We start from the raw sequence: 12090 nt of genomic DNA, 5'->3' as shown, positions 1-12090 counted from the left end.
GGATTAGCATGCCAACTTTTAATCACGAAGAAGCAAATCATTACGACGAACGCATTTTGCGCCTAGTTCCAGGTTATGAACTATTACATCAAGCAACTGCAGCCCAATTAGCAACCACGCTGAACGATGATGCGTGCATTTTAGTGATTGGTGCCGGAACAGGTAAAGAAATCATTGAATTAGCAGCGCTAAAACCAAGCTGGCAATTTATTGCTCAAGATATTTCACAAGACATGCTCGATATTGCCGAGCAACAGTTTGGCCAGCATAACATTAGCGATCGCGTAACAGTACACTGCGGTGATATCAACGACATCGACACTCAATGTGACGCCGCACTGTGTTTACTGGTAATGCACTTTGTTAAAGATAACGGCGATAAAAAAGCGCTATTAAAAGCGATTCACAGCAAACTTAAAAAATCGAGCAACTTATACATTGCCGATTTAATGCGCCCAGAAACCACTTTTGAGCGCGAATCTCAACTACAGCTATGTTCGCAGTTAGGTCTAACCGAAGTCGGCGTAGAACGCATGCGCCACAACCTAGAGCACGAGTTTTACCCATTAGACCGAATTCGTTTTTCAGAGTTAATGAATGAAACCCGCTTCAGCACCCCAAAACAGTATTTTAAAGTGCTTGGTTTTGCTGGGTATGTGGTTGGGAGTTAGCTACTTTACGGAGCCGTATGTTGGGTAGAGCGCAGCGAAACCCAACAAACTTAGGAAAAGTTAGCGAGCTACGAGGGGAAAGAGTAAAGTTAAAACACGTAGGCGTGAAATTTATTTCGCGCGATGTTTTGTAGGTTAGGTAGAGCAGAGCGAAACCCAACAAGTTAGTAGTCTCGCTTAACTTTCTTGTTATTTTACTTTATACCAAACAGTTACGATTACCGCTGCAGGCATCTATGAACCACCGCTTTGTGATTGAGTAATATTTTTTAATTTCTATATCAGGTTGAGAGGCTAACCAAAGATTGATTTCAGTTTCTTAACCACAATCAGATGATGTAGGTGAACTAGACCAAAAACTTTGTTTAGGCTTTATGATTTTTGTGAATATTTTAACTTCCATTTTAGAATTACACTCCATGATGATATTAGTAATTTAACGCCGCAATAATCGGCAAATAACGTTTGGCTATAATTGGCTAAGAATGAGTGTCCCCCACAGCTTAAGACATCCTTTCATGCGTTTGTTATAGGTTTTTTCTACCGATAATTATGTTGCAAGCTTTAACAACATTATCCCGATAATATTCGATAGTTTCTTCTAATTCTTTGTCAGCTTTGGCCAAAAACTCATCTGAACACTTCGATCTAACATGATTTATAGGCAAATGGTCTGTTTCAGATTCAATTTCACCAAAGATGTGAAATTCAGTGTCCCAGCACTGACCATATTTTTGATTTCCAATACGCCAGAGTGCAATTACGTTATCTAAGTAATTTTCATCACTTTTCAGTAATTTTTCCGCAAGCATAATTGCTTCTTCAGACACTTAATTCACTCCGTACTCTAGAAACGTATAAAATTTAATAGTTCGCGCGTCGCGCATATTTCATCCGATGTCACGCTCATATATTTAATAAATCTCTTATTAACAAATAACGTAATGCATTGCTAACTTTACTCTAGTAATTCGCTACCAAAGCCTCAAGAGGGGCCACTTTAAAGCCTGGCTAAAATACGGAGCTACATGACTGAGCCCAGGTGTTTATGTCCTTCGGAACACAGTGAACGGCAACATTTGTTTGTTATATTTCGTCTTCAAAAAAAGCTAAAACAAATGGCTCAACTGTTTCATCCAGTTTGGCTAATTCAGCTTTACATACATGGTTTGCGAAGCCTGATTGTGCTACACCTCCATTTAATGCCAGCTCACGTAATACTTCTTTTACCATGCGTCGTTTGGTTAGACCACGAGAAAGTACGTTTAACCTGCGACTTATTGAACTATGAATTACTGGTCTATCAAAGCGAGAGTTTTCGAACAACTCGGAGCTCAAAACAACCTGATCGATAGCCATTTTCCACTCTTCAGGAACCAAAGAAAAAATACGCTTTATATCTTTTTTATTAAGAGAGTGAAAAGGTTCAATATTTAATTTTGCAGAGATAATCTTCATACCCAACCTCCAAGAAATATAACGTCGCAATATGGGCCATATTAAGCTTGGCTATAATTAGCTAAGAATGAGCGTTAACCAAGCTTTAGACATCCATTAATTAATGCGTTTATTAGGCATGCTTACTATTAGGCAATTACTTTGCGCCCAAATGTTAAACACAATTCGGTTTCCCACTTTACAGAAATTTCGACAGAATAGTTTTCTTGCTCCATTATTTGAATCTCACCTTCGTACAAATTATTATTTGATAGCCAGTCAATTGCCTTTTTCCAAGTGCTATTTAGAGTTAATTCTTCACGATTCTCTTCTTGAGGAAGACATAACAGTTGATTTCCATCGCTAAGGATTTCTTCTTTACAATCTTTGTCTAAATCATGAGAAGTATAGATTAACGTTACAGTTGGCCAACCACTAGAGTTTTCAATAACTCGAGGAATCGAGATACGATAACTGTTTTCACTCTCTAACTTTTCAAGTTTAATTAACGAATCATACTCTTCACCTTGATTCGGTAACATACAAGCGCAAACCAATCGAGGAAGAAACAAAAATAATAAAAAACTCAAACGTTTAGCTATGCGCACCTAACCCCTATTAATATGCAAATTTTTTGGTTATGAACTGGAGCGGAGCCAAATCAGCCAACTGAATTTTGTTCACTATTAAACAGTTCGTTATATACTTTCACATCGGAGTGTGCCAAATACTGAGGCTGGAATAACTTCGCATTTTTGTCCATCTCTATCAACTCTTAGTGCATCTCCACATTGAGTTTCCTTTTTTAATAACTGCGAATTTTTATAATTTTTTGAGCCACATATCTCTTTAGCTTTCCGATGCCAATATGGAACTAATTGTTTAGGGTCACTAGCCGGAGCTCTTACGCTAAGACCGTAGCTTGACTTGCTATTTGCTACTACTGTTATTCGATATTCAATATCAATTTTCGCATTGCAAGCCGAGCTTACACTCAACAGCAAAAGTAAAATTGGGATACTATTCTTCATGACATAACGCCGTGTTAAATCTCACAAAATGCTTTGCTAAAATTTGCGACGAAGGAGCTCAAGTCAATCGTTTTGCGTCCGCCCTTAAGCACTTTGTTATGTTTTCAATTAAAGTTGATCGCCTTTTTTGACCACACTTTGTCAAAGTCATTTTCTGTTAAAAGCGTACAAGTACCGTAACTCCGATCATTTAAATTATCTGGTGTTATGATACCTTCGGGTAATTGACCATAAGAATCAGCTTGATGCTGCTTCGAATATTTAAGAAGCTCAGCATTTGGTTGTATCTCAATACTTTTAATAATTTCGCCCAGTTCATTAATTTGCCAATAGCAATTGATATTATCATCCAAACCAACTGAGTTGCCATTTGAAGAATACTTTACAAATTTCAATTAAACCTCAGGAAAACATAACATTTTAGTATTTATGCGACACGCATATTTCTGTCGATGCCACGCTCATTTATTTAATAATTCTATTATTACCAAAGAAGGTAATGCATTGCTAACTATAAATTTTTTATCAGTACTAAAGATATTCAGAAAAACGGCTTAACGCTGATTTTGATCTTATTTGCAGGGTAGGTGGTTGGGAGTTACCGAACCATGAACCATCGCGCGAAATAAATTTCACGCCTACGCGATGTAAAACCGCAGCCACATCAAAGCTCATTAGCTGATGGTTTTGAATCTGAGAGCTGACGGCTGATAGCTGATAGCTCTTTTAACTCGCTAACTTTACTCTTGAAACTCGCTTGCTTGTTGGGTTTCGCTCCGCTCTACCCAACCTACAATAGCCTAATACCCCGCGGCCTGTCCGTCTTTACGGGTTTCAGATGCGCCGTAATAAACGCCGGTTTTTGGGTCTTTCAATATTGCTTGATAACCACCGTATGGGCCAACCGCGTCTTGTAAGGTGTGGCCTTTTTTCATTAACTCACGGCGGGTTTCCATCGAAAAACCTGACTCTAAGCTAACAAAACCACCGTCTTCCATGATCTCGCCGGTTGGCTGCGATGAACCTGTGTGCAGAATACGTGGTGCATCACCGGCTTCTTGTAGGTTCATGCCAAAATCAATCATGTTGATAAGTATTTGAGCATGCATTTGTGGCTGTGTTGCGCCGCCCATTACGCCATAACTCATATATGGCTTGCCATCTTTGGTGACAAACGCTGGAATGATTGTATGAAATGGTCGTTTGCCTGGCTCATATTGGTTCATGTGGCCTTTTTTAAGGGCGAACATTTCGCCACGGTTTTGCAATACAAAGCCTAATTTTGCAGGTGTCATACCTGAGCCCATGCCACGGTAATTACTTTGAATAAGCGAAACCATGTTGCCGTCTTTGTCGGCGGTCGTCATATAAATGGTATCGCCTTCTACTGGGCCTGCGTGGTCACGTTTTGCAGCTTTATTAGGGTCTATCAGTTTGCGTCTTTGGTCAGCATATTGCTGCGAAATAAGTGTTTGTACGGGAATGGTGTTAAATGCTGGATCGGCGTAATACTTTGCACGATCTGCAAACGCGAGTTTTTTCGCTTCAACAAAGGTGTGTACGTATTCAGGGCTATCAAAGCCCATAGCTTTGATATCGTAACCTTCAAGAATATTCAGAATTTGCTGTGCGGCAATTCCTTGGCCATTTGGTGGCAATTCCCAAAGCGTATACCCTCTATAATCGGCGCTCACAGGCTTGACCCATTCACTATGGTGGGCAGCTAAATCGTCATACGATAAGTAGCCGCCGTTTTCTTTCATGTAGCGACCAATTTCTTTAGCAATATCGCCTTTGTAAAAAGCATCGCGGCCGCCTTTGGCAATTTTACGATAGGTGTTTGCAAGGGCAGGGTTCTTAAAGATCTCTCCTTTTTCTGGCATTGCCCCATCAGGCATATATACATCTTTAAAGCCTGGGTATTTACCACGCGCAGCCACACTTTTTTGCATGTAATAGGCAATCAGTTCAGACACAGGGAAGCCATTTTCAGCGTAGTCGATAGCAGGCTGCAGTAAGGCTTTCATTGGTGTTTTGCCAAACTTTTTATGTAACTCAAACCAACCATCTACAGCACCAGGTACCGAGACAGGCAATGGCCCATAAGCAGGAATGTAGTCACCTTGTGCTTTTAAAGTTTCAAAAGACAAGCTTTGTGGTGAACGACCAGAGGCATTTAAACCGTAAAGTTGCTTGCTTTTGTTATCCCAAATAATGGCAAATAAATCGCCACCAATTCCACATCCTGTTGGTTCAACTAGGCCTAGCACTGCATTTGCCGCAATAGCCGCATCAATAGCACTACCGCCGTCTTTTAAAACTTGTAAGCCTACTTGCGTAGCTAACGGCTGTGATGTAGCAACCATCCCTGATTGTGCGATGACTTCAGAACGACTAGCAAAGTTATGGCCTGTGATACGATCGTAAGCTTGAGCAGCGCCTGTTGCGCCTAAGCATACTGCTAGCACTAAACTTTTAAAGAGTGAAGTTGGTTTCATAGTTTTTTGCCCTTTTTGTTATTTTTATCACTATAAAAAGCAACTTAAGATGAGGCAATGGCTTTGCGTTCGAGCGCGAAAAATCACGATTGACTTCAAAAGTAAGAAAAATAGCGGCTAACTTACCTAAAACCTATCCAACTTAGTAAATGGCAGAGCCATTTAAGCACTGCTCTGAGACTTTGGATACTTCGCCGTGAGAGTGCCTATCCTCTTCGACAAACTGATCAACAAAAGGGTCAATCAGGTTTTCTTGCTTCATGGTATCGAGGGCGTGTTGCAGCTTAGTAACTACCTCCGGCGATGTGTTTTTGTTAAGTGCTAAATAATTACCCACTAAAGCAGGGTGCTTTAACTCAAATACCGGTGTGACTTGGTCTGTGCTCATACCTACATTCATCAATTGTGTTGACAGAGTGAGAGAGGAGCCAATCAGTAAATCATGCTTGCCTTGCTTAAACATTTTAAGTTCTTCGAACTTTTTTGAGTAAGTTAAAAATTGCTGGCCTTCAGTAAGGTTAAAATCAGCAAGAACGGTTTGATATACATCACCACGAGATACGCCAATGGTGTAGTTTTGCAACGACTGTGTACTCGTTACTTTAATGTCGTTTCGGTCATTTAAGCGATAGAAACATGAATGCCCAGATACCAAAGGGCCAACCCAGTAAAATTGAGTTTCTCGCTTTGCGGTACGTGAAGTAGAGTAAATTCCTGCATTCGGTTGGGCAAGGGTTAGTGACATTGCGCGCTTCCAAGGCAATACACTAAACGTACAGCTCAACTTGGCTCTTTCGCACAAAGATTCCATGATTTTGGTGTTAATACCAGTGAGCTGATTGTGCTCCACAAAATTATAGGGTGGGAACACTTCAGTATATAAAGTCAATTGTTCAGCACTCGCCATAACAGAGCTAGCTGTAAACAAACTCACTATTGGTAAATGCTTAAACATCGGTTTAGCTCCATTTTTCACACTTTAACAATTCGATCAGAGTTTTCATCTAAACTCCTATTAAGCTCTACAGTATTTAAAGCTTAGTTTGCTAACTCAATAACGCAATAAACCAGAAACTAAGAAAAAATATCTGCAACTAGCTGGCTAAGTCGTGCAATTTTAATGTTGCTCAACTGGCGGTAATCAAAATAGGGGCAAACAATCACTTTATCTGATTTACTAATAGCAAATTCATCATCAAGCCATATTAATTGGCAATGCAAAAGCCCGTCATTTATAAGCTGCTTAGCATGGGTTCGCCCTGCAATTATATGTAATTGCTCTGGTTTGCCTAATATCGGTGGGCTAAACAGTAATGCAGTTTGGCTATGTGCTTGCAGTAGTTGCTCATCGCGAAAGCTCTGCCAATCAGGTGCTCTTTTTGCAAAATCATAATATTCACTTGGTAGTGCAAAAAGTACTTTGCCATACACATTAAAAACTTTGCGCCAACCATTGCCACATGCTTGGTTTATTTCGTTTATTTGGCCGGGTTGTATTGCATGCAAATGCTTAAGCTGTTGCCAAGCAGGCATCGGCGGGCGCTTTTCTATATAAACAGCGACTTTAAACGCATCATCACCAAAACCCTGCAGTGGCGCACTATTAACGACACTCATAACTTTTTAGCTAGGATTCGATCAAGATTATTTGCAAAGTTTTGGCGGTCAGCTTGGCTTAAAGGCGGTGGGCCACCGGCCATTTCAACGCCACTTGAGCGCATTGTTTCCATAAAATCACGAACGTTTAAACGTGAGCGAATATTTTCGGTCGTATATAACTCACCGCGCGGATTAAGCGCTTGGGCACCTTTTTCGATAACTTCAGCAGCCAAAGGAATATCACCGGTGATCACCAAATCATTTGGCTCAATACGTTTAACGATTTCGTTGTCGGCAATATCAAAACCCGAAGATACCTGCAAACGGCTAATAAACTTTGAGGGTGGTACTCGCATCGCATGGTTCGCCACTAATGTGGTAAAGGTCTGTGTGCGCTCTGCGGCACGAAACAATATTTCTTTAATAACGACGGGGCAGGCGTCTGCATCAACCCAAATCTTCATGCTGTTCTCAATCTTTAATTTTAGACATTAATAGTTTACCGTAATTGAACTAAATTAGTGCTATTAACGTATTAATTTGTTTAATTTTTAAAGGGAGTAAAAACGTGCAAACATCATTAAAGTTAATCGGGGTTTTATGTATCACAGTCATTTTATCTGCGTGTACAGGCGTGCCAGACAACATCAAACCCGTCGATAATTTTGAGTTAAACAGATACACAGGAACATGGTACGAAATTGCACGTTTAGATCATTCATTTGAACGCGGCCTTGAGGGCATTACCGCCGAATACTCAATTAACCCAGATGGCAGTGTGAAGGTTATCAACAAGGGTTACAGCGCCGAAGATAAAGAATGGCAGCAAGCTGAAGGTAAAGCGAAGTTTGCAGAGCAACAAAACATAGGCCACTTAGAAGTCTCATTCTTTGGACCATTTTACAGCTCTTACGTGGTGTTTGAATTAGATAAGCAAAATTATCAATACGCTTATATCACAGGTTATAACAAAGAGTATTTATGGTTTTTGTCGCGCACACCGACCGTGACAAAACAGCAAATGCAGGACTTTATAAACACTGCAAAAGAATATGGCTTTAAAACAGATGAACTTATCTATGTTGACCATAATAGCTTGTAAAGGGGCTTTACAACTGTCTTTAAACTATCACGAATGTGCAACACAACTGTAATGGATGCTAGGCAAACTTAGCGTCGTTAAATTGAAGCAACATGTGATCCCCCAATTTAATCCCCTGCTAGGGTAGGCATTGCCTACCCATTTTTTTAAACAAATTTGATCAATTAAGCATTATTGCAAATTGCTATCAGATCAGTTTTTTACTAACTAAACTACAAAATCATCACCGAAAAGCCACTCAACAGTAAAATAGACATAGTAAATACACTGACATGCTTCACCCATGAAACAGTAAAACTGTATAAAATCATGAGCATAAGCACACTTAAAGCCATATAACCGCAAAACAGCAATGCGCCGTACCCAGCATCAGACAGCACACAAAGTACCAAACTTAGTAAAATACTGATCCAGCCACTGGCTAAAAAGCTATTTCGTTGTTTTTCGGTTAATTTCTTTTTAAATACATCACGAAAATGATTGAATTTTGCCAGCGCAAAACAATTAAACCCTAAAAAGCAGAGACTAAATTGCAGTAACTCCATCATCCTTGTTGCTCCTTTAATACCCTATTTTTACTTGGTTTTGCCTTGTTAATAACAGCTTTGTGACTAGCTATTTTTTTGCTTTGTAGTAAAAACAACACGCCAGCACAAATAAACGCACTATCAACACCGAATAAGGCCCATTGATTAGTTAGTAAATACGTGATCCAATTACCATCTGTTGTCAGTGCATTTACCACGGGCACGAGAAAGCAAGCTATTGCATTGAGCCATGCATTATAGCGCCAATGGCGTTTTTCTATACTGCTCACAGCCGAAAGCGCCACCGCAAGCCAAGTTAAGAAAAACACGAGTATTTCTTTATCGGCACGCCCAGCTAACTCTAAAGGCAATAAACGATTAGCAATGAAGAACGCTGAAGTTGCTAGCGGCAAGCCCATTAAAGTTATTAAATTAAGACTTTCAACAAGCTTTAAACCAAAGCTTGGTTTTTGCTCTGCTTTGAGCCTCTCGCGTAAGCGTTTTGCCCACATAATGCAGCCTGTAGCGATCATGGCACAGCCAGCTACGCCACAGAAAAAATACAACCAACGCAGCAACGGCTCCGCTAAACGACCGCTATGCAATGCCGTCATTGAGTCATAAAACTGCGCCGAAGCGCTCCAATCTTCGCCAGAACTCGCTTCAAGCTCGCCCGTTACACCATTGAATAAGTAGCGTGGTCCGTTATCTACAACCTCTTTGCCGGTTGCCAAATAAACCACGATTTGTGAGGAAGCAGTATTCGCATTTCTTACAAACACGTAGCTAATATCAGCATTCGGTGACTTAGTATAAATCTGATCTAACACATCTTTGATTGCCACCATAGGGCGCTGCTCTTCACTGGGCTTTGCACGTTTATTAATAGGCAATGCCTCATCAAACATTTGCCTTAAGCCATTTTCATATACAGTCTCGGCAGGGTAGGGGAACAGCATAAAAATCAGTGTAATAATACCCGTGTAGGTGATCATGATATGAAATGGTAATGCCAGCACTGACGAAACATTATGTGCATCAAGCCAACTTCGACTACCTTTGTTTGCTCTGAAGCTAAACATATCTTTAAAAATACGTTTGTGGATCACGATGCCTGTTATAAGCGCTACCAACATAAATAATGAGGCTAAACAAACAATTATCCGTGCAGTAAATACATCTATGTAATGTAAATCAAAGTGTAAGCGATAGAAAAAGTTGCCGCCTTTTGTTTCACGAGGTTCGGGTAATTGCTCTAAGGTATTAGGATCTAGATGTGTATAGTTGAAAGGTGCTCGGCGCTGGCCTGGCTGTTTAGGCTCAGCAAACCCATAGCTTAAAACAGGGTTACGTGGCTCAGGTAAGTTTATCCGCCAAGATAATGAATTAGGTGCCTGTTGCTGTAATTGCGCAAACACATAATTAATTTGCTCGGCTTGAGACTGAACCCGTTGTGCTTGATGCTGCACATTGTGTGTTTCGGGTTTAGCCCAAATAGTGATTTCATCTTTAAAAAAGCTGATGGTGCCAGCAAAAAAGATTAAGAACAGTAACCAACATACCAGCAAGCCAACCCAGGTATGAAGCCAAGTCATTGAGCGGAAAAAGCTCTCTTTCATAACCAATCCTTAATCAATGAAAGGGCCAGCAATTGCCCACCAGTTGTTAGTAAAATAGTGATCCAAACAGTCTTTAAAGACTTAACTGCAAACACCCAAATAAACACACAACAGTAAAAAAATACCGATAGAGTCGTGGTTAACAGCACGCTGTCGAGTTTATTAAGTGGTAATAACACAGCTAGTAATGAAATAAGCACACTGGTAAAGGCGTAACCACCAATGATGGCTGCAACGAAACGCAAAAACACAGCAACACGATAAGATAGGCTCACAGAGCGCTTTTTAGCTGTATTTTTAGGGCGATTGGTAGTCACTGCATCTAATGATTGAGAATGCATGATAATCCCTTAAAAAATAACACGAGAAGAAAACCCCGTATTATATCGCCGACAAACAGAAAAGATAGTAGTTATCATTTGCATGCACGTATTAAATAGTGAAACTGAACCAACTAAGTCGATCTGTTAGTAAAATAATGATCTGCTAGCTTTGTTCTGTGCAATATCATATGGTGTTAAGTAAATAAAAGGGAGCTGCAATGAAAACAATAGGCTTAATCGGTGGCATGAGTTGGGAGTCTACACAAAGTTACTACCAGCTTTTAAATCAAGGCATTAAAAACAAACTTGGGGGGCTGCATAGTGCCAAGATAGTACTCGTTAGCCTCGATTTTGCCGAAATAGCTATGCTTCAACAGCAACAAGATTGGCCACAGATGGCCGAGATACTCATTAAGGCCGCTAAGCAAGTTGAAGCCGCGGGCGCGGATTATTTATTAATTTGTACCAACACGATGCATAAACTAGCTGAGCAAGTACAAGCTGCGGTTGCAATTCCTTTATTACACATTGCTGATGCAGTTGGTGAAAACCTGATCCAACATAACTTTAAAAAAGTGGCTTTGTTGGGTACCCAGTTCACTATGGAACAAGACTTTTACAAGCAGCATTTAGCAGATAAATTCGCCATAGACGTGTTAATCCCTGATGCACAGGGGCGTGAAACAGTGCATCGTGTGATTTATGATGAACTATGTAAAGGCATCATCAGCCCACAATCTAAAGCCGAGTATTTAACCATTATTGATAATCTAACTCAGCAAGGTGCTGAAGCCATTATTCTTGGTTGCACCGAAATAACCTTATTAGTTCAACAAGCAGATACATCGATTCCATTACTTGATAGTACAGCACTTCATTGCGCGATGGCGCTTGAGAATAGTTTAAATTAGGAGCTCACCATGTCGAACCACCATAGCCTAAATTATGTTGAATTTGCTGCTAAAGATTTAGCCGCAACAAAGGCATTTTTTCATCAGGTTTTTAAATGGCAATTTACCGACTATGGCCCTGAATACACGGCCTTTAGCGCTGAATCTGCGGGGCTTGATGGCGGGTTTTATCAAGCCCCATTAGCTAGCTTAACCAATAATGGCGGCGCGCTACTGGTGCTTTATTCAAATAATATTAAAGAGACGCAAGCGCAGGTAGAAAAACATGGTGGAACAATTATTAAGCCCTTGTTTGATTTTCCTGGAGGCTGTCGGTTTCACTTCACAGAGCCAAGTGGTAACGAGTTAGCAGTTTGGTCAAAACAAGCATAG

The 12090-nt window shown here is 40.4% G+C and carries 16 protein-coding genes; 4 read left to right on the top strand and 12 right to left on the bottom strand.

Going from position 1 to position 12090, the window contains the following annotated elements; genetic code table 11:
* Nucleotides 1-8 precede the first annotated feature (8 nt).
* The gene (locus IMPJCBKJ_RS00850) at nucleotides 9-671 is read left to right on the top strand and encodes a class I SAM-dependent methyltransferase (RefSeq protein ID WP_166338215.1); all 663 of its coding nucleotides are present in this window, start codon (nucleotides 9-11) and stop codon (nucleotides 669-671) included.
* Nucleotides 672-1198: 527 nt separating this feature from the next.
* On the opposite strand, the gene IMPJCBKJ_RS00845 is transcribed toward IMPJCBKJ_RS00850, so the two are convergent.
* The 9 genes from IMPJCBKJ_RS00845 to IMPJCBKJ_RS00805 all read right to left on the bottom strand — a co-directional run bounded on the left by IMPJCBKJ_RS00845 (nucleotide 1199) and on the right by IMPJCBKJ_RS00805 (nucleotide 7700).
* Nucleotides 1199-1501 carry a hypothetical protein gene (locus IMPJCBKJ_RS00845; protein ID WP_206004025.1) on the bottom strand — a complete coding sequence of 101 codons (303 nt, stop codon included), beginning with the start codon at nucleotides 1499-1501 and terminating at the stop codon, nucleotides 1199-1201.
* A 256-nt stretch (nucleotides 1502-1757) separates the two neighbouring features.
* Nucleotides 1758-2129: a hypothetical protein gene (locus IMPJCBKJ_RS00840; RefSeq protein ID WP_166338213.1), complete on the bottom strand. Its 372-nt coding sequence runs from the start codon at nucleotides 2127-2129 to the stop codon at nucleotides 1758-1760.
* 128 nt (nucleotides 2130-2257) lie between these two features.
* On the bottom strand, nucleotides 2258-2650 hold the full coding sequence (locus tag IMPJCBKJ_RS00835) for a hypothetical protein (RefSeq protein ID WP_166338211.1): 393 nt from the start codon (nucleotides 2648-2650) through the stop codon (nucleotides 2258-2260).
* A 156-nt stretch (nucleotides 2651-2806) separates the two neighbouring features.
* A complete protein-coding gene (locus tag IMPJCBKJ_RS00830; protein ID WP_166338209.1) occupies nucleotides 2807-3139 on the bottom strand; it encodes a hypothetical protein in 333 nt (110 codons plus the stop codon).
* 104 nt (nucleotides 3140-3243) lie between these two features.
* A complete protein-coding gene (locus IMPJCBKJ_RS00825) occupies nucleotides 3244-3534 on the bottom strand; it encodes a hypothetical protein (protein ID WP_166338207.1) in 291 nt (96 codons plus the stop codon).
* A gap of 405 nt (nucleotides 3535-3939) precedes the next feature.
* Nucleotides 3940-5637 (bottom strand): gamma-glutamyltransferase, encoded by a 1698-nt coding sequence (gene ggt / locus IMPJCBKJ_RS00820; RefSeq protein WP_166338205.1) that lies wholly within the window; start codon nucleotides 5635-5637, stop codon nucleotides 3940-3942.
* Between the two features lie 142 nt (nucleotides 5638-5779).
* A complete protein-coding gene (locus tag IMPJCBKJ_RS00815) occupies nucleotides 5780-6592 on the bottom strand; it encodes a transporter substrate-binding domain-containing protein (protein WP_166338203.1) in 813 nt (270 codons plus the stop codon).
* Between the two features lie 119 nt (nucleotides 6593-6711).
* Entirely contained in the window at nucleotides 6712-7254 is a 543-nt protein-coding gene (locus tag IMPJCBKJ_RS00810) for a hypothetical protein (RefSeq protein WP_166338201.1), read from the bottom strand.
* Entirely contained in the window at nucleotides 7251-7700 is a 450-nt protein-coding gene (locus IMPJCBKJ_RS00805) for a YaiI/YqxD family protein (protein WP_166338200.1), read from the bottom strand. Before IMPJCBKJ_RS00805 ends, IMPJCBKJ_RS00810 begins: the two co-directional genes overlap by 4 nt.
* Nucleotides 7701-7804: 104 nt before the next feature.
* Between IMPJCBKJ_RS00805 and IMPJCBKJ_RS00800 the strand changes: the two genes are divergently transcribed.
* Nucleotides 7805-8338, top strand: a complete 534-nt coding sequence (locus tag IMPJCBKJ_RS00800; protein ID WP_166338198.1) for a lipocalin family protein — start codon at nucleotides 7805-7807, stop codon at nucleotides 8336-8338.
* Between the two features lie 212 nt (nucleotides 8339-8550).
* Here the strand turns inward: IMPJCBKJ_RS00800 and IMPJCBKJ_RS00795 are convergent, their stop codons facing one another.
* From IMPJCBKJ_RS00795 to IMPJCBKJ_RS00785, 3 genes are read right to left on the bottom strand one after another with little or no spacing between them, the layout of a single operon-like run.
* On the bottom strand, nucleotides 8551-8886 hold the full coding sequence (locus tag IMPJCBKJ_RS00795) for a DUF3325 domain-containing protein (protein WP_054553366.1): 336 nt from the start codon (nucleotides 8884-8886) through the stop codon (nucleotides 8551-8553).
* The gene (locus IMPJCBKJ_RS00790; protein ID WP_054553365.1) at nucleotides 8883-10484 is read right to left on the bottom strand and encodes a PepSY-associated TM helix domain-containing protein; all 1602 of its coding nucleotides are present in this window, start codon (nucleotides 10482-10484) and stop codon (nucleotides 8883-8885) included. Before IMPJCBKJ_RS00790 ends, IMPJCBKJ_RS00795 begins: the two co-directional genes overlap by 4 nt.
* Nucleotides 10481-10825, bottom strand: a complete 345-nt coding sequence (locus tag IMPJCBKJ_RS00785; RefSeq protein ID WP_206004023.1) for a hypothetical protein — start codon at nucleotides 10823-10825, stop codon at nucleotides 10481-10483. Before IMPJCBKJ_RS00785 ends, IMPJCBKJ_RS00790 begins: the two co-directional genes overlap by 4 nt.
* Before the next feature lie 200 nt (nucleotides 10826-11025).
* On the opposite strand from IMPJCBKJ_RS00785, the gene IMPJCBKJ_RS00780 reads away from it, so the two are divergent.
* Nucleotides 11026-11718 carry an aspartate/glutamate racemase family protein gene (locus IMPJCBKJ_RS00780; protein WP_166338197.1) on the top strand — a complete coding sequence of 231 codons (693 nt, stop codon included), beginning with the start codon at nucleotides 11026-11028 and terminating at the stop codon, nucleotides 11716-11718.
* A 9-nt stretch (nucleotides 11719-11727) separates the two neighbouring features.
* Nucleotides 11728-12090 (top strand): VOC family protein, encoded by a 363-nt coding sequence (locus tag IMPJCBKJ_RS00775; RefSeq protein ID WP_054553363.1) that lies wholly within the window; start codon nucleotides 11728-11730, stop codon nucleotides 12088-12090.

Source organism: Pseudoalteromonas sp. MB47, assembly GCF_011319765.1.
Classification (GTDB): domain Bacteria; phylum Pseudomonadota; class Gammaproteobacteria; order Enterobacterales; family Alteromonadaceae; genus Pseudoalteromonas; species Pseudoalteromonas simplex.
The sequence above is the reverse complement of the archived record's forward strand: the minus strand, read 5'-3'. Positions and strand labels throughout refer to the sequence as shown.